Source organism: Kitasatospora sp. NBC_01560 (assembly GCF_045208415.1).
Lineage (GTDB): Bacteria > Actinomycetota > Actinomycetes > Streptomycetales > Streptomycetaceae > Kitasatospora.
On sequence record NZ_CP109364.1, the window covers coordinates 2,543,964 to 2,562,579 of the forward strand.

15 protein-coding genes are annotated in these 18,616 nt (G+C 73.0%); 5 read left to right on the forward strand and 10 right to left on the reverse strand.

Annotated elements, in window-relative coordinates; genetic code table 11:
• Positions 1 to 115 precede the first annotated feature (115 nt).
• Both OH807_RS10680 and OH807_RS10685 read left to right on the forward strand, forming a co-directional pair.
• The gene (locus OH807_RS10680; protein WP_406196839.1) at positions 116 to 1,033 is read left to right on the forward strand and encodes a RecB family exonuclease; all 918 of its coding nucleotides are present in this window, start codon (positions 116 to 118) and stop codon (positions 1,031 to 1,033) included.
• On the forward strand, positions 1,034 to 1,705 hold the full coding sequence (locus OH807_RS10685; protein ID WP_030299918.1) for a response regulator transcription factor: 672 nt from the start codon (positions 1,034 to 1,036) through the stop codon (positions 1,703 to 1,705).
• 106 nt (positions 1,706 to 1,811) lie between these two features.
• Here the strand turns inward: OH807_RS10685 and OH807_RS10690 are convergent, their stop codons facing one another.
• The 3 genes from OH807_RS10690 to metH all read right to left on the reverse strand — a co-directional run bounded on the left by OH807_RS10690 (position 1,812) and on the right by metH (position 8,148).
• The gene (locus OH807_RS10690; RefSeq protein WP_406196841.1) at positions 1,812 to 3,425 is read right to left on the reverse strand and encodes an ABC transporter substrate-binding protein; all 1,614 of its coding nucleotides are present in this window, start codon (positions 3,423 to 3,425) and stop codon (positions 1,812 to 1,814) included.
• Positions 3,426 to 3,781: 356 nt separating this feature from the next.
• Entirely contained in the window at positions 3,782 to 4,483 is a 702-nt protein-coding gene (locus tag OH807_RS10695) for an HAD family hydrolase (protein ID WP_406196844.1), read from the reverse strand.
• 158 nt (positions 4,484 to 4,641) lie between these two features.
• A complete protein-coding gene (gene metH / locus OH807_RS10700) occupies positions 4,642 to 8,148 on the reverse strand; it encodes a methionine synthase (RefSeq protein ID WP_406196846.1) in 3,507 nt (1,168 codons plus the stop codon).
• A 254-nt stretch (positions 8,149 to 8,402) separates the two neighbouring features.
• On the opposite strand from metH, the gene OH807_RS10705 reads away from it, so the two are divergent.
• Positions 8,403 to 9,380 (forward strand): hypothetical protein, encoded by a 978-nt coding sequence (locus OH807_RS10705; RefSeq protein WP_406196848.1) that lies wholly within the window; start codon positions 8,403 to 8,405, stop codon positions 9,378 to 9,380.
• Between the two features lie 30 nt (positions 9,381 to 9,410).
• Here the strand turns inward: OH807_RS10705 and OH807_RS10710 are convergent, their stop codons facing one another.
• A complete protein-coding gene (locus OH807_RS10710; protein WP_406196850.1) occupies positions 9,411 to 9,926 on the reverse strand; it encodes an SRPBCC domain-containing protein in 516 nt (171 codons plus the stop codon).
• Positions 9,927 to 10,285: 359 nt separating this feature from the next.
• Here OH807_RS10710 and OH807_RS10715 point away from each other — a divergent pair, with 359 nt between their 5' ends.
• Positions 10,286 to 11,236 (forward strand): PAC2 family protein, encoded by a 951-nt coding sequence (locus tag OH807_RS10715; protein ID WP_406196853.1) that lies wholly within the window; start codon positions 10,286 to 10,288, stop codon positions 11,234 to 11,236.
• A 94-nt stretch (positions 11,237 to 11,330) separates the two neighbouring features.
• Here the strand turns inward: OH807_RS10715 and mshC are convergent, their stop codons facing one another.
• The 6 genes from mshC to OH807_RS10745 all read right to left on the reverse strand — a co-directional run bounded on the left by mshC (position 11,331) and on the right by OH807_RS10745 (position 17,230).
• Complete coding sequence (gene mshC, locus OH807_RS10720) at positions 11,331 to 12,560, reverse strand: cysteine--1-D-myo-inosityl 2-amino-2-deoxy-alpha-D-glucopyranoside ligase (RefSeq protein WP_406196856.1); 1,230 nt, start codon at positions 12,558 to 12,560, stop codon at positions 11,331 to 11,333.
• Between the two features lie 218 nt (positions 12,561 to 12,778).
• Positions 12,779 to 13,651, reverse strand: a complete 873-nt coding sequence (locus OH807_RS10725; protein WP_406196858.1) for a carbohydrate-binding protein — start codon at positions 13,649 to 13,651, stop codon at positions 12,779 to 12,781.
• 131 nt (positions 13,652 to 13,782) lie between these two features.
• Positions 13,783 to 14,700: an AraC family transcriptional regulator gene (locus OH807_RS10730; protein ID WP_406196861.1), complete on the reverse strand. Its 918-nt coding sequence runs from the start codon at positions 14,698 to 14,700 to the stop codon at positions 13,783 to 13,785.
• A 171-nt stretch (positions 14,701 to 14,871) separates the two neighbouring features.
• Positions 14,872 to 15,669 carry an SCO1664 family protein gene (locus OH807_RS10735; protein WP_406210883.1) on the reverse strand — a complete coding sequence of 266 codons (798 nt, stop codon included), beginning with the start codon at positions 15,667 to 15,669 and terminating at the stop codon, positions 14,872 to 14,874.
• A 44-nt stretch (positions 15,670 to 15,713) separates the two neighbouring features.
• Positions 15,714 to 16,283 (reverse strand): DUF3090 domain-containing protein, encoded by a 570-nt coding sequence (locus OH807_RS10740; RefSeq protein WP_406196864.1) that lies wholly within the window; start codon positions 16,281 to 16,283, stop codon positions 15,714 to 15,716.
• Between the two features lie 221 nt (positions 16,284 to 16,504).
• Positions 16,505 to 17,230 (reverse strand): MSMEG_4193 family putative phosphomutase, encoded by a 726-nt coding sequence (locus OH807_RS10745; RefSeq protein WP_406196866.1) that lies wholly within the window; start codon positions 17,228 to 17,230, stop codon positions 16,505 to 16,507.
• Between the two features lie 185 nt (positions 17,231 to 17,415).
• On the opposite strand from OH807_RS10745, the gene OH807_RS10750 reads away from it, so the two are divergent.
• The gene (locus OH807_RS10750; RefSeq protein ID WP_406196868.1) at positions 17,416 to 18,408 is read left to right on the forward strand and encodes a magnesium and cobalt transport protein CorA; all 993 of its coding nucleotides are present in this window, start codon (positions 17,416 to 17,418) and stop codon (positions 18,406 to 18,408) included.
• Positions 18,409 to 18,616 lie beyond the last annotated feature (208 nt).

The following is an 18,616-nucleotide window of genomic DNA, read 5'->3' on the forward strand; positions in this document are numbered from 1 at the left end:
GTGATCGTGGCCGCAGGGCGGCGCGCGCCCCTCTGCCAGGCTTCATACCCACTGCGGAGGCTGTCTGGCAGCAGCGTGGCAGCGGGATGACAGCACGGGGCAATAGGGTCGGGGTATGCAGCAGACCGACACCAGTAGTGCCCCCGTGGCCGCGGCCCGCCCGGCGGCACCTCCGACCGGCCTGTCCCCGTCCCGCGCGGGGGACTTCCTGACCTGCCCGCTGCTGTACCGGCTGCGGGTGATCGACCGGCTGCCGGAGCCGCCCAGCCCGGCGGCGACCCGCGGCACCCTGGTGCACGCGGTGCTGGAGCGGCTGTTCGACAGCCCGGCGGCCGAGCGGACGCCCGACCGTGCGCTGGGCCTGCTGCGCCCGCAGTGGGAGCGGCTGCTCGGCGAGCGGCCGGAGCTGGTCTCGCTCTTCCCGGAGGACCCGGACGGCACGGCCCTGACGACCTGGCTGGCGGACGCCGAGAAGCTGGTCACCCGGTGGTTCCGGCTGGAGGACCCGACCCGGCTGCACCCGGTGGAGCGGGAGCTGTACGTCGAGACGGCCCTGGAGTCCGGGCTGCTGCTGCGCGGCTACATCGACCGGGTGGACGTCGCCCCGAGCGGCGAGGTCCGGCTGGTGGACTACAAGACCGGCCGGGCGCCCTCGCGGGACTTCGAGGGCAAGGCGATGTTCCAGATGAAGTTCTACGCCCTGGTGGTGTGGCGCTGGAAGGGCGTGATCCCCAAGCGGCTCCAGCTGGTCTACCTCGGCGGGGGCGGGGACGTGGTCAGCTACGACCCGGACGAGGCGGACCTGCTGGCGGTGGAGCGCAAGCTGCAGGCGCTCTGGGAGCGGATCACCGAGGCGGTGGCCACCGGGGACTTCCCGGCCACCCGCAACCGCCTCTGCGACTGGTGCGACCACCGGGCGAGCTGCCCGGAGTTCGGCGGCACTCCCCCGCCGTACCCGCTGCCCGGGCCCGCCCGGGCGCGCACGTCCGTCGACGACGATCCCACGGGGGATCCGATGAACAAGGAGTCCTAGGTGACGATCCGAGTGCTGCTGGTCGACGACCAGCCACTGCTGCGCACCGGTTTCCGGATGATCCTGGAGGCCGAGTCCGACCTGGTGGTGGTCGGTGAGGCCGGCGACGGTCAGCAGGCGCTGGACCAGGTGCGGGCGCTGCAGCCCGACGTGGTGCTGATGGACATCCGGATGCCCAGGATGGACGGCGTGGAGGCGACCCGCCGGATCGCCGGCCCGGGGCGCGACGGCCCGGCCAAGGTGCTGGTGCTGACCACCTTCGACCTGGACGAGTACGTGGTGGAGGCGCTGCGCGCCGGGGCCAGCGGCTTCCTGCTGAAGGACGTGCCGGCCGAGGAGCTGGTGCAGGCGATCCGGGTGGTCGCGGACGGCGCGGCGATGCTGGCGCCGAGCATCACCAGACGACTGCTGGACATGTACGCCACCAAGCTGCCCTCGGGCGAGGAGGCTCCGCCGCAGGCGCTGAACGCGCTGACCGAGCGCGAGCTGGAGGTGCTGAAGCTGGTGGCGCGCGGCCTGTCGAACGCGGAGATCGCGGCGGAGCTGTTCGTCAGCGAGACGACGGTGAAGACGCACGTCGGCCACGTGCTGACCAAGCTGCAGCTGCGCGACCGCGTGCAGGCGGCGGTGTACGCCTACGAGAGCGGTCTGGTGCGCCCGGGCGCCCTGTAGGACCCGGACATGACGGTGGCCCGTCCGATCCCCTTGCACCCTGGGGGGATCGGACGGGCCACCGTGCTGAGGGTCCCGGTCGCCCGGGTCCCGGCGCGCGCGCCGGTTACTTGCCGATCCGGCCGATCTCCCAGAAGCGGAAGACGCCGGTGGTGTCGACGGTGGACTCGACGCCGGTGATGTACGACTTCGAGACGTAGAACGACTTGTTCTGGAACAGCGGGATCAGCGGCGCGTTCTCGGCGACGATGTTCTGGATCTGCCCGTACGTCGAGGAGGCGGCGCCCCGGTCGGCCTGCTTGAGGCTCTCGGGCACCAGCTTCTGGCTGATCCGCGGGTCGTCCCAGCCGTGGTGGTAGGCACCGCCGTCGACCACCAGCGGCGCGACGTAGTTGTCCGCGTCCGGGTAGTCAGCGAACCAACCGATCAGGTACGCCTGGTACTTGCCCTCGGTCCAGCCCTTCTTGTAGACGTCCCAGTCGGCCTCGTGCTGGACCGTCACCTGGAACAGGCCGCCCGCCTCCAGCTGCTTCTTCAGCATGTCGGCCTCGGCGCCCTCGGCGCGCGAGCGGGACCAGCTGAGGTTGAGCTTGACCGGCGTCTGGACCTTGGCGGCGGTCAGGATCGCCTTGGCCTTGGCCGGGTCCTGGTCGCCGTACTTGTCGAAGAAGGAGGTGCTGTGGCCGGTGACGCCGGCCGGGACCATCGAGTACAGCGGCTGGACGGTGCGCGCGAAGATGTCACGGGCGAGCGTCTTGCGGTCGATCAGCTGGGCCGCGGCCTGCCGGACGGCGACGTTGGCGCCGGTCGCGTCCTTGGTGTTGAAGACCATGTACCGGGTGTCGTTGCTGTCGCCCTCGACCACCTGCAGGTCGGTCTTGCCGCCCTGCTGCTCGGAGCGGATCTGCGCCGCGGTGTTGGGCTCCAGGCCGTTGTCGGCGAGGTCGATCGAGCCGTCGTCGAGCGCGGACTTCAGCGCGGCGGCCTTGTCGAAGTACCGGAGGACGAACTTCTTGTTCCGGAGCTTGGCCTCACCGGTGTACTTGTCGTTCGGCGACAGCACGACCTTGCCGGGGACCTTCGCGCCGCCCTCGACGTCCATCGCCTCGATCGAGTCGATCTTGTACGGGCCGGAGCCGACCAGCTTGTCGTTGGACAGCAGCTTGTCGGCCGGGAAGACCTGGTGGTCGACGATGGCGCCGGCCGGGCCGGCCAGCTTCGCCGGGAGCGTGGCGTCGGGCTGGGAGAGGTGGAAGATCACCTCGGTGTCGCCCTTGGCCTCGACCGACTTGATCGACTCCAGCAGGCCGGCCGGGCCGTTCTGGTCGTTGATCTTCTTGGTCCGCTCGACGGAGTGGACCACGTCGGCGGCGGTGAGCGGGTGGCCGTTGGAGAACTTCAGGCCGGCCTTGAGGGTGCAGTGGTACTGGGTGGCGTCGCCGCCGGTGAACTCGCAGGACTGCGCGGCGTCCGGGCCGGGCGCGCTGGAGGCGGCGGGGTAGGACAGCAGCGACTGGAAGGTGTTGCGCAGCAGCAGCCACGAGCCGGCGTCGTAGGCACCGGCCGGGTCCAGCACGTTGGTGACCGAGGTGGTCCCCATCGTGATCGCCTTGCCGCCGTCCCCCTTGACGGCGTCGGTGACCGAGCCGCAGCCGGCCACCGAGACGGCCACCAGGCCGGCGCAGCCGAGCGCTGCCAGTCGTTCAGCTGAAGTCTTCACGGGTCGCGTCCTTCTGGGTGCGGGCCGGCCGGGGGGCCGGTGGTCCGCGCTTCGCTGCGCCTACGGGGTAGCGGGGCGCGCGCGGGCCGATTGCGGTGCGACCGCGGGCAGGACGGGGTTGACCGTCAGCGGCGGCGGCACGCGCGGGGTGTGGGGAACGAACTGAAGTAGCGTGCCATATCGAACACGCACCACCGATACCCGTAAAGGTGACAGTTGGGACACAAGGGTGTGGTGAGGATCCGGCCATCCTACGAGTTGTCAGTCAATGCCCGTTTTCTCCCCGGACGGACCTCGGCAGCGGACGACCGCGGTCGCTTACCGGTCGGTAGGAGCCCTGCGCAATGAGACGACAATCACACTCGCGAGGCGACCAGCGAGCGGAGCAGCTCAAGATCGACCTGTTCCAGCGAGGGCAGCACCAGCCGGCCGGGGGCCGGCTCGATCACCGCCACCGACGGCACCGCGATCACCGGGCAGCCGGCCGCCTCGGCCGAGCGGACGCCGGTCGGCGCGTCCTCCACCACCACGCAGCGGCCCGGCTCGGCGCCCAGCCGGCGCGCCGCCTCCAGGTACGGGTCCGGGTGCGGCTTGGTCCGCGGCACCTCGTCACCGGCGACCGAGAAGGCGAAGTGGTGGGCGCCCAGCGACTGCAGCACGATGTCGATCACGTGCCGGTGCGAGGCGGACACCAGGGCCGCCGGGACCCCGTGCGCGGCCAGGGTGTTGAGGAGCCGTTCGGCACCCGGCATGAGCGGCACGCCACCGGCCAGCAGGTCCACGAAGCGCTGGTTGATCAGCACGGTCAGGTCGGCCGGCGCGAGGTCCACCCCGGTGGCGGCGAGCAGGTAGTCGATCACCCGGCTCATCGGACCGCCCACCACCTGGGCGCGGTCCTTCTCGTCCAGCACGTGGCCCAGCTCGGCGAAGAGCGAGGCCTCCGCCTGCCACCAGAAGTCCTCGGTGTCCACCAGGGTCCCGTCCATGTCCAGCAGCACCGCCTGCAGGCCCCGGCCGTCGCCGTGGTCGAGAACGCGGGTGGCGGCGGTGGTGGTCATGGTGGGGTCCTTCCGTCGGTACCCCCGGCGGCGCGACCGGCGCCGGCCCCCGGGGATGGCACGGGCCGGCCCGCTGCTGTGAGCGGACCGGCCCGTTCAGGATGATCCAGGATACGCCCCGTCCGCCCGAAAAGGGCGAACGGGGCGCGACGCCGGAGTTACCGGGCGTTGAAGTACTTGGCCTCCGGGTGGTGGATCACGATCGCGTCGGTGGACTGCTCGGGGTGCAGCTGGAACTCCTCGGAGAGCACCACGCCGATCCGCTCGGGCCGCAGCAGCTCGGCGATCTTCGCGCGGTCCTCCAGCTCCGGGCAGGCCCCGTAGCCGAGCGAGAACCGGGCGCCCCGGTACTTCAGCGCGAACATGTCCTTGACGTCCTGCGGGTCCTCGCCGGAGAAGCCCAGCTCGTAGCGGACCCGCGCGTGCCAGAACTCCGCCAGCGCCTCGGCCAGCTGCACCGAGAGGCCGTGCAGCTCCAGGTAGTCGCGGTAGGAGTTGTTGGCGAACAGCTCGTTGGCCGCCTCGGAGATCCGGTTGCCCATGGTGACCACCTGGAGGCCCAGCACGTCCTGCACGCCCGACTCCTCCGGGCGGAAGAAGTCCGCCAGGCAGAGCCGGCGGCCGCGGCGCTGGCGCGGGAAGGTGAAGCGGGTCCGCTCGGTGCCGTCCTCGTTGAGGACGATCAGGTCGTCGCCCTTGGAGTTGGCCGGGTAGTAGCCGTAGACCACGGCCGCCTCCAGCCAGCCCTCGGTCTGCAACCGGTCCAGCCACATCCGCAGCCGCGGGCGGCCCTCGGTCTCCACCAGCTCCTCGTACGAGGGGCCCTCACCGGTGCGGGCGGCCTTCAGGCCCCACTGGCCCTTGAACAGCGCGTCCTCGTCCAGCCAGGACGCGTAGTCGGCGAACGGCACGCCCTTGACGATCCGGTCGCCCCAGAACGGCGGGGCGGGCACCGGGTTGTCGACGGACACGTCGGAGCGGATCTGGCCGAGGTTGACCTCCTCCGGCTCCGTCACCTCGACCCGGGCGTGGCGGCGCTGCTTGAGCTCCGGCAGGACGGCACCGGGCACGCCGCGCTTGACCGCGATCAGCGCGTCCATCAGCCGAAGGCCCTCGAAGGCGTCCCGGGCGTAGCGGACCTCGCCCTCGTAGATCTCGTAGAGGTCCTGCTCGACGTAGGCGCGGGTGAGCGCGGCGCCGCCGAGGATCACCGGGAAGTCCGCCGCCAGCTTGCGCTGGTTCAGCTCCTGCAGGTTCTCCTTCATGATCACGGTGGACTTGACCAGCAGACCGGACATCCCGATCACGTCCGCCCGGTGCTCCTGCGCGGCGTCCAGGATCGCCGAGACCGGCTGCTTGATGCCCAGGTTGACGACGTTGTAGCCGTTGTTGGACAGGATGATGTCGACCAGGTTCTTGCCGATGTCGTGGACGTCGCCCTTGACGGTGGCGAGCACGATGGTGCCCTTGCCCTCGTCGTCGGACTTCTCCATGTGCGGCTCCAGGTGGGCCACCGCGGTCTTCATCACCTCGGCGGACTGCAGCACGAACGGCAGCTGCATCTGGCCGGAGCCGAACAGCTCGCCGACCACCTTCATGCCGGCCAGCAGCGTGCTGTTGACGATCTCCAGCGCCGGGCGCTCCGTCAGCGCCTCGTCGAGGTCGGCCTCCAGGCCGTTGCGCTCGCCGTCGATGATCCGCCGTTGCAGGCGCTCGTCCAGCGGCAGCGCGGCCAGCTCCTCCGCCTTGGACGCCCGGACCGACGCCGAGGAGACGCCCTCGAACAGCTGGAGCAGCTTCTGCAGCGGGTCGTAGCCCTCCGCCCGGCGGTCGTAGACCAGGTCGAGCGCCACCTCGCGCTGCTCCTCGGGGATCCGCGCCACCGGCACGATCTTGGAGGCGTGCACGATCGCCGAGTCCAGGCCCGCCTCGACGCACTCGTTCAGGAAGACCGAGTTGATCACCATCCGGGCCGCCGGGCTGAGGCCGAAGGAGATGTTGGACAGGCCCAGCGTGGTCTGCACGTTCGGGTGCCGGCGCTTGAGCTCGCGGATCGCCTCGATGGTCTCGATGCCGTCCCGGCGGGACTCCTCCTGGCCGGTGCCCAGGGTGAAGGCCAGGCAGTCGACCAGGATCGAGCCCTCGTCGATGCCGTACTCCGTGGTGAGCTGGGCGATCAGCCGCTCGGCGATGGCGACCTTGGCGTCGGCGGTGCGGGCCTGGCCCTCCTCGTCGATGGTCAGGGCGATCAGCCCGGCACCGTGCTCGCGGGCCAGCGAGGCGATCCGCCCGAACCGGGTGTCCGGCCCGTCGCCGTCCTCGTAGTTGACCGAGTTGAGCACCGCGCGGCCGCCGAGCGCCTCCAGGCCGGCCCGCAGCACGTCCGGCTCGGTGGAGTCCAGCACGATCGGCAGCGTGGAGGCGGTGGCCAGCCGGCCGGCGACCTCCTTCATGTCGGCGACGCCGTCGCGGCCGACGTAGTCCACGCAGAGGTCGAGCAGGTGCGAGCCGTCCCGGATCTGGTCACGGGCGATCTCCACGCAGGCCTGCCAGTCGCCGGCCAGCATCGAGTCGCGGAACTTCTTCGAACCGTTGGCGTTGGTGCGCTCGCCGATCGCCAGGTAGGAGGTGTCCTGGCGGAACGGCACCGCCTGGTACAGCGAGGCGGCCGACGGCTCCGGGCGCGGGTCGCGGCCGGCGATCGGGCGGCCCTGCACCCGCTCGACCACCTGGCGCAGGTGCTCGGGGGTGGTGCCGCAGCAGCCGCCGACCAGGGAGAGGCCGTACTCGCGGGTGAACACGTCGTGCGCCTCGGCCAGCTCGGCCGGGGACAGCGGGTAGTGCGCGCCGTCCTTGCCCAGCACCGGCAGGCCCGCGTTCGGCATGCAGGAGAGGCCGATCTTCGCGTTCTTGGCCAGGTAGCGCAGGTGCTCGCTCATCTCGGCCGGGCCGGTCGCGCAGTTCAGGCCGATGTAGTCGACCCCGAGCGGCTCCAGGGCGGTGAGCGCGGCGCCGATCTCCGAGCCGAGCAGCATGGTGCCGGTGGTCTCGACGGTCACCTGGACCAGCACCGGGAGGTCCAGGCCGGCCTCGGCGAGGGCCCGCTTGCTGCCCAGGATGGCCGCCTTGGTCTGCAGGAGGTCCTGGCTGGTCTCCACCAGCAGGGCGTCCGCGCCGCCGGCGATCAGGCCGGCCGCGTTCTTCTGGAACCCGTCGCGCAGCACCTCGTACGGCGCGTGGCCGAGGGTGGGCAGCTTGGTACCGGGGCCGATCGAGCCGAGCACCCAGCGGACCCGGCCGTCGGCCGCGAGCGCGTCGGCGGCCTCGCGGGCGATCCGGGCGCCGGACTCGGAGAGCTCGACGATGCGGTCGGCGATGTCGTACTCGCCGAGCGCCGAGAAGTTGGCGCCGAAGGTGTTGGTCTCGACGCAGTCCACGCCCACCGCGAAGTACGCGTCGTGGACGGAGCGGACGATGTCGGGGCGGGTGACGTTGAGGACTTCGTTGCAGCCTTCCAGGTTCTGGAAGTCCTCCAGCGTCGGGTCCTGCGCCTGGAGCATGGTGCCCATCGCGCCGTCCGCCACCACGACACGGGTGGCGAGGGCTTCACGCAGTGCGTTCGCGCGACTCTGCTGGGTGATGGACGGTTCGGCTGCAGTGGCCATGGGGCTTCTCCCTGGTGCGACGGCTGTCGGCTTTGCGTCCCCGCTGATTCGGGGTCGCACGTCGCCAGGGTATCCGGCCGACGACGGGACCAGGTGATGTGTTTCGTATCCTGAGCGCTCGGCCGCGAGGGGGGAGCGACGGCATGGCGTCGATCGGTGGACGGGCACGACGGATCACGGGGGCCCTGGGGAGGCCGCTGCGGTCCCTGCGGACCCGCTGGCGGGGATGGTCCCGATGGCGGAAATCGCTGGCCGTGGTGGGGCTGGTGCTGGCCGTCCTGGTGACGCCGCTCGGTGCCGGGGCGCTCGCGCTGCGGCTCCAGTACGCCGGGGATCCCTCCCCCGAGGCCCGCACCCGCGGCCGGGACGCCGTCTGGCTGGGTCACGCCTGGGTGGACGGCCGGAAGAGTGACGCCGACGTGGCCGCGCTCGCCCAGCGGCTCGCCGGCACCGGCATCCGCGACCTCTACGTCCACACCGGACCGCTGGAGCACGACGGCACGCTGCCGCCCGGCGTCCACCCGAAGGCCGGCTGGTTCACCGAGGCCGCGCACCGGGCGCTGCCCGGCATCCGGGTGCAGAGCTGGCTGGGCGACGAGGTGAAGCCGGAGAAGGACGCGCTGGACCTGGAGGACGCGCCGACCCGCGACCGGATCACCGCCTCCGCCCGCCAGGTGCTGGACCTCGGCTTCGACGGGGTGCACTTCGACATGGAGCCGATCCGCCCCGGCTCCGCGGGCTGGCTGGCCCTGCTCGACCAGGTGCGCCCGGTGACGGCCGGCCGCGGCGCCCGGCTGTCGGTGGCCGCCCCGCAGATCGACCCGCTGCCGTACCAGCACAACGTCGGCATCGCGTTCACCGGCCACGGCAAGTGGTGGGACCAGGCCTACTTCGGCGAGACCGCCCGCCGGGTGGACCAGATCGCGGTGATGACCTACGACTCCAGCATGCCCACCGAGTCGCTGTACGGCGGCTACAACGCCTACCAGACCGAGCTGGCCCTGGAGGCCACCCCGGAGGACGTCGACCTGCTGATGGGCCTGCCGTTCTTCCGGGAGGACAAGTGGGGCCACTGGGCCCACGCCGAGACGGTCAGCGCCGGCATCCGCGGCATCCGGCTCGGGCTCGGCCGCCACGACCTCGACCGGCAGAACTTCGGCGTCGGCCTGTACGTCGACTTCGCGGCCACCGAGCAGAACTGGGCGGACTACCGCAGCGGCTGGGTGCGCTGAGCCCGGCCGCCCGGGCCGCCGCGCCGGCCGCTACTCCAGCCGGTGGGCCAGCGCGCCCAAGTAGCGGTGGACGGCGGCATCCTCGCCCGTCACGTAGTGCCCGATCGCGCGGTAGAACGGCTCGTACACCTCGCCGCGCTCGGTCACGGTGAGCGTGCAGCCCTCGCCGGCCGGCGTCAGCACGTACGTCCAGGTGCCGCCGTAGGGCAGGTCCGGGTCGGCGATGCCGGTCACCAGGCGGTACGGGGCCTCGCTCTGCACAACTTCGTAGGTGGTGTGCCCGTGCCGGTCGTACTCGCGCCAGCGCGGGCGGCCGCCCGCCGCCGCGGGGAGCCGTTCGACGTGCGACAGACCCGGCCGCCAGGCCGGGTAGAGGTCGATGTCGGTCAGTACGTCCCAGACCGCGCCCGGCGGCTGGGAGAGGTCGAGGCCGCCCTCGGTCACGTGCTCCACCGGCAGCCTGCGCCCGGCGGCCCGGGCCGCCAGCACCGCCCCGGCACCGGCCACCACCACCAGTGCGGCCCCGGTCCACAGCCATCCGTTCATCCGCCGGCTCCTCACACCCGCCGCCCGGCCCCACCCCTCCATCATCGCGCTGCCGGGGGCCGGGGGCACGACGGCGGGCCGGGCCCCGGCCGGCGCCGGCAGGGCCTGCGGCACCGCGGCGGACGGGGCCGGCGGGCGCCGTCCGGATAACCGCTGGATCGCGGCGGCCCGCTCCCCCAGACTGTCCCGGTGCCCGGCCGCGGGGTGCTTCAAAGCCCGTAGGCTGGGCAGGTAGGGACCATGGGGCGAGGCGTTCCATGGGTGACGAGAGGTTCGACAGTCGGCAGCCGGACCGCCGGCGCCCCGGCAATCCAGCCGGGACGGGGTGCGGCCGCCCGCCGACCGGAGGGAGACGCTGGGTGATCGAGCTGGAAGATGTTCCCGAGTTGATCGACCCGGTGATGGTCTGCGCCTTCGAGGGCTGGAACGACGCGGGCGACGCCGCCTCGGCTGCCCTCGCGCATCTGGACGAGACCTGGGGCGGCAAGGTGTTCGCCGCCCTGGACGCGGAGGACTACTACGACTTCCAGGTCAACCGGCCCACGGTCTGGCTGGACGGCGGCGTCCGCCGGATCACCTGGCCGACCACCCGGCTCTCGGTGGTCCGGGTGACCGAGCCGGCGACGCGGGACCTCGTCCTGGTCCGCGGGATCGAGCCCAGCATGCGCTGGCGCTCGTTCTGCAACGAGCTGCTGGGCTTCGCGCACGAGCTGGGCGTCGAGCTGGTGGTGATCCTGGGCGCGCTGCTCGGCGACACCCCGCACAGCCGCCCGGTACCGGTCAGCGGGGTCACCTCCGACCCCGAGCTGGCCCAGCGGCTGGACCTGGAGGAGAGCCGCTACGAGGGCCCGACCGGGATCGTCGGCGTGCTGCAGGAGGCCTGCACGCACGCCGGGGTGCCGGCCGTGACGCTCTGGGCGGCGGTGCCGCACTACGTCGCGCAGCCGCCGAACCCCAAGGCCACGCTCGCGCTGGTCAACAAGCTGGAGGACCTGCTCGACCTGCGCATCCCGCCGGGCGAGCTGGGCGAGGACGCCCGGGCCTGGCAGCTCGGCGTGGACCAGCTGGCCGCCGAGGACAGCGAGGTCTCCGAGTACGTGCAGCAGCTGGAGGAGGCCCAGGACACCGCCGAGCTGCCGGAGGCCTCGGGCGACGCGATCGCCCGCGAGTTCGAGCGCTACCTGCGCCGCCGGGAGAACGTCGGGCCGGGCGGCGAGAAGCCGGTCGCCGGGCACGCCACGGCGGAGCGGCCCAGCGAGCCCGAGCCGCCGGCCGCGCGGGAGAGCCAGGACGGCTCCGAGGAGGAGTGACCTCCGTCGCGGGTCGTACGGAGAGGGGGCACCAGGACGAACCGTCCTGGTGCCCCCTCTCCGTACGGGCGGGCCCGCGGGCCCGCCGGGCGCTCTAGAGCGCGACGCCGAGCAGGGCGTCGACGGTGCGCGAGACCAGGCCGGGCGCGCCGATGTCGGTGCCGCCCCCGGTGGTCTGCCGGTCCGCCCAGCGGTCGACGGCGGCCAGCGCGGCGGGCGCGTCGAGGTCGTTCGCGAGCGCTTCGCGGACCTCGGCGAGCAGGCCCTCGGCCGACGGGCCGTCCGGGCGGGAGACCGCGGCGCGCCACCGGGCGAGGCGCTCCAGGGCCTCGTCCAGGGTGGCCTTGGTCCACTCCCAGTCCTCGCGGTAGTGGTGCGAGAGCAGGGCGAGCCGGATCGCCGCCGGGTCGACGCCCTCGCGGCGCAGCGCCGAGACGAAGACCAGGTTGCCGCGGGACTTGGACATCTTGTGCCCGTCCAGCGCGACCATGCCGGCGTGCACGTACGCCTGGGCGTAGGGGTGGGTACCGGTCGCCACCTGGGCGTGGGCGGCGCCCATCTCGTGGTGCGGGAAGGAGAGGTCGCTGCCGCCGCCCTGGATGTCGAAGGACATGCCCAGGTACTGCAGGGCGATCGCGACGCACTCGATGTGCCAGCCGGGGCGGCCGTGGCCCAGCTCGGTGTCCCAGGCGGGCTCGCCCGGACGGGCGGCGAGCCAGAGCAGGGCGTCGAGCGGGTGGCGCTTGCCCGGGCGGTCCGGGTCGCCGCCGCGCTCGGCGAAGACCGGGTGCATGGCCTCGCGGGTGAGGCCGGAGACCTCGCCGAAGCGCGGGTCGGACTCGACGGAGAAGTAGATGTCGCCGTCCAGGTCGTAGGCGGCGCCGTCGGCCAGGAGCTTCTGGACCAGCGGGACGATCCACGGGATCGACTCGACGGCACCGACGTAATGGGCCGGCGGGAGCATCCGCAGGGCGGTCATGTCCTCGCGGAACAGCGCGGTCTCGCGCTCGGCCAGCTCCGTCCAGTCCTGCCCGGTGGCGACGGCCCGCTCCAGCAGCGGGTCGTCCACGTCGGTGACGTTCTGCACGTACAGGACGTCGTGGCCGGCGTCCTTCCACACTCGCTGCACCAGGTCGAACGCGTTGTAGGTGGCGGCGTGGCCCATGTGGGTCGCGTCGTAGGGAGTAATGCCGCAGACGTAGATCCGGGCGGTGCCGTCCTGCGGCACGACCTCCCGGACGCTGCCCGCTGCGGTGTCGTGGATACGGAGGGGGAGCCCCTGACCAGGCAGGGCGGGAACCTCGGAGGCGGGCCAGGCATGCATGGGAATGACTTTAACCGGGCGAACATTTGAAAGCCTAACCAGTACGCAAGATCGACTGGATTCGTCTGCTTTCGTTGCCTGAGCGCTTCCCGACTGATAGTGACCGGTGCCCGACCGGTCCCGGCGGGGCCGGACGCCGCGCGCGGGCAGGGGTGAGCGCCCGGCCGGCCCTGCCGCCGACCGGGCGCCCGGCCTCTCCGGGGAGGCGGCCGGAGCCGCTACAACCGCCGCCAGAGGGCCGGCACGTTCGGCGGCTCCCAGCCGGTGATGGCGGTGTGCCCCTGGAGGCACTGGTAGGAGGCGCCGGCGTAGGTGACGCGGTCGCCCGCGGTGTAGGCCGTGCCGGCCGCCCAGGTGCCGCCGGGCTGGCCGGTCGGGGTCCCGGTGGGCGTCGCGGTCGGGGTCGGGGTCGGGCTGCCGCTCGGGGTGGGGGTCTGCGGCACGTTCAGGACGAAGTCGTAGGTGCCCTCCTTGGCCGAACCGACCTGGCGCACGTTCATCAGCAGCCGTGCGTCGTAGATGGTGTCCGTGCTGTTGCGCGGCTCGCCGGGGAAGTACAGCTGGGTGGTGAGCACCGGCCGGCCGGGCGCCTGGAGCTTGACGTGGATGTGCCGGGTGCGGCCCGGGTAGAGGCCGGGCACGATCGTGGTCAGGGTGAACGCGCCCTGGGCATTGGTGAACTGGTGGCCGCGGAAGGTGAAGCCGGAGTTGTCGTAGGCGCCGTTCACGTCCGCCTGCCAGAAGTCCAGCAGTACGCCGGAGATCGGCAGGCAGGCCCGGCCGAACACGTACCCGCTCACGGTGAGCCGGGTACCGGGGGTGCTGTCGGTGATCAGTGACGTGCGCAGCGGGGAGTTGGGCTTGAAGTAGGGGCCCTCGGTCTGCTCGACGGTGGGCTCGTCGCCGTCGTGGCAGGCAGGGGTGAGGCCGGGGGTCTCACCGGTGCCGACGCGGTCGCGGGCCAGGGCGACCCCGCCGCCGACCAGCAGCGGGACGGTGCCGAGCACGGCGGCGGCCTTCAGGACGGACTTGCGGCTGATCCGGCGGTCGATCAGGCCCTCCGGCCCGGTGGGCTCTTCGGACGCGGGCATGCGCCGACTCCTTCGGTGTGCGGGTACGTGTGGGGGGTGGCAAGGCCCTTGCCATGGTGGGGGCATGACAAGGGCCGAACCGGCCACCCGACCGGTCGCTCCGGGCGGGCCGCCGGTGGCCAGCAGTCAACCTACGGGCCGCCCGGGGCCGCCGCGATGGACGTGATCCGGGGATCATGGTGATTTCCTCCGACCCCCGCCCGGAACTGCCCCGGAGTCATCCCGGTCTCCCGGCGGAAGAAGCGGCAGAAGTACGCCGGATCACCGAAACCGGCCTCCCGGGAGACCTGGCGGATCGTCAGACTCGTGCCGGCCAGCAGCCGTTTGGCCTCCAGGGTCTGCTGCTGGCGGATCAGCCGGCCGGGCGTGCGGCCGGTGGCCTGCTTGACCAGGGTCTGCAGGTGCCCGGTCGAGACGCCCAACTCCTGGGCGCAGGAGGCCACCGAGAGCTGGACCCCGCCCGGGTCCGCGATCAACCGGGTGAACGCGGAGGCCAGTTCGGTCCGCCGGCCGGGCGCCGCACCGGTCTCACCGGGGGCCCGGGCGCGCAGCGCGCGGACGATCAGGATGTGCAGACTGGCCCGCAGCACGCCCGGATAGCCGGCCGGTCTGACCTCGTACTCGTGCTCCATGTCGGCCAGCAGCGCGCCCACCGCCCGGGCCCGGTCGCCGAGCGGCAGCACCGGACGGGCGGCCAGGGTGCGCAGCGCGGCGAGGTCCTGGGGGTGGCCGAGCAGGAAGTCCTCGTTGAAGAGCACGACCTGGCCGGTGAGGCCTTCCGGCTCCGTCCAGTAGTGCACCTGGCCCGGCGCGACCACGCACAACTGCGGTGGCCGGATCGGCCGGTGGACCAGGTCCACGACGTGTGCACCGGCGCCGCCGGTGACGTAGACGATCTCGAAGAAGGCGTGCCGGTGGGGGAAGCCCGCGCGGGAGAGCGGGCCGATGGTGTCGAAGCTGCCGATCGCGAACGGCAGCAGGTGCGGCCGCGGGACCTGTAAGCGATGCAGCGGCAGGTCCAGTTGGGGGGTGGTCCGTCGCTCGTCCATCGGAGCAGTCTGCGGCCGGGCCGCGGCACCGGTCCAGACCAATGCCGCCCACGGGTGGCCCCTGGGGCCCGTGAGCCACCGGGGGCGGCCGGGGTCCGTGGGGTTCCGGGACGCCGGGGTCCGTGGGCGGGGTCGCCGGGAGCCCCGGTCAGGCTGCGCGGGCCGCCGCGGTCAGATCGGCGGCCACGGGATCGACGGCCAGTCCTCGGACGGCAGCGGGTGCAGGCCCGTCGCCCGCAACCCGTCCACCCGCGCCCGCAGGGCGGCGAGTTCGGCCGCCGTCAGGTGCGGCGCCAGCCGCTCGCCGAGCGCGCCGTCCAACTGCCCGGCCAGCGCGGCCAGCACCTCCAGCGCCTCGTCCGGCAGCGGCTGCCCGGCCCAGCCCCAGAGCAGGGTGCGCAGCTTGCCCTCGGCGTTGAACGTCACGCCGTGGTCGATGCCGTAGATCCGGCCGTCCGCGGCCGGGATCAGGTGGCCGCCCTTGCGGTCGGCGTTGTTGAGCACGGCGTCCAGCACCGCCAGCCGGCGCAGCCTCGGGTCGTCCGGGTGGACGAGCAGCGCGGTGCGCCCCTCACCGACCTCCGCGTGCACGATCGGCAGCCAGCCCTCCTCCGGCCCCTGCGGGTCCTGCAGCGCGAGCAGCGGAGCGGCGTCGGGGTCGGGCTCGACCCAGAGCTGCACCATGCCGGGCCCGTGCGGGCCGTCCCGCAGCACGGTGGGCGGGACCGGCGCCCAGCCGGTGGCGGCGGCCAGCTCGTACGCGGCCACCTCGCGGCCCGCCAGCGTGCCGTCCGGGAAGTCCCAGAGCGGGCGCTCGCCGGCCACCGGCTTGTAGACGGCCTGCGCCGTCCGGCCGTCCAGCGTGATGCTGCAGTACAGCGCGGCGTTGGAGGCGTCGGTGAGCCGGCCGTGGACGGTCAGCGCGCCCTCGCGCAGCAGGTGCAACGCGGTGGGCGGGTCGGCGGCCAGGGCGGCACCGGCCACCGGGTCCGCCTGCGGAGGAGTCTCGGTGTTCAGCGCCGGTAACCGTTCGCGCGCGGGCACAGGTGGCCCTCCGGGTCGAGCGGCAGGTTGCAGAACGGGCAGGGCTTGCGGCCGGCCGCGACGAGATCCAGCGCCCGCTTGGCGAAGACCCGGGCCATCGCACCGGTGAGCCGCACCCGCAGCATGTCCGGGCCGTTCTCGTCGTCCTCGAAGACGGCCTCGGCGGCGTCCTCGTCCTCCTCGTCCTCGATCACCGCCTGCGCCTCGACGACCAGACAGCTGTCGATGCTGTCCCACGCCAGCGCCATCGTGCCGACCCGGAACTCCTGCTCCAGCGGCAGGTCCAGCGGCGCGGTGTCGAGCAGGTCGACCGGCGCGCTCGCGGGGATCGAGGTGTCGCCGCCGCTGCGCCGCAGCGCCTCGTCCAGCACCTCCTCGATCCGCTCGGCGAGCGCGGCGACCTGGGTCTTCTCCAGGAGCACGCTGGTGATCCGCCCCCGGGCGCTGGCCTGCAGGTAGAACGCCCGGGCGCCGGGCTGGCCGACGGTGCCGGCCACGAACCGTTCGGGCTGGTCGTAGAAGAAGACCTGACGGGGCACGCTCTCGCTCCGGATCGTGTCGATCGTGGTAGGGGTCGGTCGTGGGGGCCGGTCGGCCGGCCGGGGTGCCCGGGGTGCCCGGTGGGACGGGCGGTGGGACGGGCAGTCGGGTGGTCGCAGTCGGGTGGTCGGGGCTCGGTCGGGTGGGGCTCGTCAGCAACCCTACGACCTCCCGGCCCGGCCGGGGGAGCCGAACCCGGCTCCGGCGGCGTCCGGCACGGTCAGACCGCGCCGGTGGCTCCGCCCACCACCGCGTCGCCGGCGGGGGTGCCGTCCTGGCCGCCGCCGTCGCCGCCCCGGCCGGCGTGCGGCCTCGGGGCGAGCGAGGAGAGGTCGCCGGTGTCGCCCATCCTCAGGACGAACGGCCGCTGCGGGGTGTAGCGGATCGCCGTCACCGAGCACGGCTCGACGCTGATCCGCTGGAAGTGGTCGAGGTGCAGGCCGAGCGCGTCGGCCACCACCGCCTTGATCACGTCGCCGTGCGAGCACGCGATCCAGACCGCGTCCTCGCCGTGCTCGGCGGCGATCTTGCCGTTCCACTCGCGAACCGCACTGACCGTGCGGTGGCTCAGCTCACGCAGGGACTCGCCGCCGGGGAACGCGGCCGCCGCCGCGTGGTCCTGGACGGTCCGCCAGAGCGGCTCCTTGGCCAGCTCGGCCAGCGGCCGGCCGGTCCACTCGCCGTAGTGGCACTCGCCGAGCCGCTCGTCCTGGGCGGGTGTGCCGAGCTCGGGCCGGACGGCGAGCAGCGGCTCCAGGGTCTGCCGGCAGCGCTCCAGCGGGCTGCTGACGGCTTGCACCAGCGGGACCCCGGCCAGCCGGCCCGCCAGCGCGGCGGCCTGCGCGCGCCCGGCGTCGTCGAGGTCCACTCCGGGTGTCCAACCGGCCAGGATTCCGGCGGTGTTCGCGGTGGAGCGGCCGTGGCGGACGAGCAACAGGGTGGGCATGGGCCTAGCCTACGGCCTCACCGGCGGGGCCCGGGCAGGAGGCCGGGCGGGGCGGGCCCGACGGCGGAACGGAGCTGCGCGCCGGGAGAGGCGGGGGGCGGGGCCGTTCCGGCGGACCGGGAGGCCGTGTGAAGGGTCGGTGTGGAGCGCCGATGTGCCACCGGCAGGGTCGCCCAGGGGCGACAATGGCCCGCATGATCGTCCACTGCGCCATCTACCGCGACGGCCACCGGGTCGAGGGCCACCAGGACCACGCCGGTGCCCTCGCCGCCGCGCGGGCCGCCGGCCGGGGCAGTTTCGTCTGGATAGGCCTGTTCGAGCCGAGCGCCGAGGAACTGGACCAGGTCAGCGAGGAGTTCGGGCTCCACCCGCTGGCGGTCGAGGACGCCGTCGGCGCGCACCAGCGCCCGAAGGTGGAGGCCTACGAGGGCTCCCTGTTCGTGGCGCTCAAGACCCTCGGCTACCACCCCGGCGGCCACACGGTGACCGGCGGCGAGGTGATGGTCTTCGTCGGCGAGGACTTCGTGATGACGGTCCGGCACGGCGAGGACGGCCCGCTCGGCGGGCTCCGGAAGGAGCTGGAGGGCCGGCCCGAGGTGCTGAAGTACGGGCCGAGCGCCGTCCTGCACTCGGTCTGCGACCTGGTGGTGGACGGCTACGTGGACGTGGTCGTGGCGCTCCAGGCGGACCTCGACGAACTGGAGGCGGACGTGTTCGCCCCCGGCCGCCCCGGCCGCGACACCGCCGGCCGGATCTACGGCTACAAGCGCCAGCTGGTGACCGTCCGCCGTGCCACCGCACCGCTGCTGGACCCGATGATGCGCCTGGAGCACGGTGGCGTGCCGTTCGTCCGCGCCGAGGCGGTGCCGTACCTGCGCGACGTCGCCGACCACCTGGCCCGGGCCAACGACCAGGTGGAGGGCATGGACCGGCTGCTCTCGGACATCCTCAGCGCCAACCTGGCGCAGGTCAGCGTGCAGCAGAACAACGACATGCGGAAGATCTCCGCCTGGGCGGCCCTGGCCGCGGTGCCGACCATGATCGCGGGCGTGTACGGCATGAACTTCGACCACATGCCCGAGCTGCACCAACCCTGGGGGTATCCGGCGGCGGTGGGACTGATGGTGGTGGTCTGCCTGGGTCTGCACCGGGTGTTCAAGCGGCACGACTGGCTGTAGCCGCGCAGGGGCGTCGCGCTTCCGTCTGTTCGCCCCGAGTCCGGCCGCCCGCCCGTCCGCCCGGGTTCGTACCGGGTGGACGGGCGGGAGCCGCGCGGCGGGCCGCGGGGCACGTCGGGGTCAGGCCAGTCCGGCGCGCTCCAGGGCCTCGACACCGGTCCGCAGTGCCTGGATCCGCTCGTCCAGCGTGAAGCCGGCCGGGGCCGGA

Excerpts from the sequence above, each read along its gene's own strand:
- OH807_RS10680 (WP_406196839.1), top strand. The coding sequence starts at position 116 with ATGCAGCAGACCGACACCAGTAGTGCCCCCGTGGCCGCGGCCCGCCCG.
- OH807_RS10695 (WP_406196844.1), bottom strand. The coding sequence starts at position 4,483 with ATGACCACCACCGCCGCCACCCGCGTTCTCGACCACGGCGACGGCCGG.
- metH (WP_406196846.1), bottom strand. The coding sequence starts at position 8,148 with ATGGCCACTGCAGCCGAACCGTCCATCACCCAGCAGAGTCGCGCGAAC.
- OH807_RS10710 (WP_406196850.1), bottom strand. The coding sequence starts at position 9,926 with ATGAACGGATGGCTGTGGACCGGGGCCGCACTGGTGGTGGTGGCCGGT.
- mshC (WP_406196856.1), bottom strand. The coding sequence starts at position 12,560 with ATGCATGCCTGGCCCGCCTCCGAGGTTCCCGCCCTGCCTGGTCAGGGG.
- OH807_RS10725 (WP_406196858.1), bottom strand. The coding sequence starts at position 13,651 with ATGCCCGCGTCCGAAGAGCCCACCGGGCCGGAGGGCCTGATCGACCGC.
- OH807_RS10730 (WP_406196861.1), bottom strand. The coding sequence starts at position 14,700 with ATGGACGAGCGACGGACCACCCCCCAACTGGACCTGCCGCTGCATCGC.
- OH807_RS10745 (WP_406196866.1), bottom strand. The coding sequence starts at position 17,230 with ATGCCCACCCTGTTGCTCGTCCGCCACGGCCGCTCCACCGCGAACACC.
- OH807_RS10750 (WP_406196868.1), top strand. The coding sequence starts at position 17,416 with ATGGCCCGCATGATCGTCCACTGCGCCATCTACCGCGACGGCCACCGG.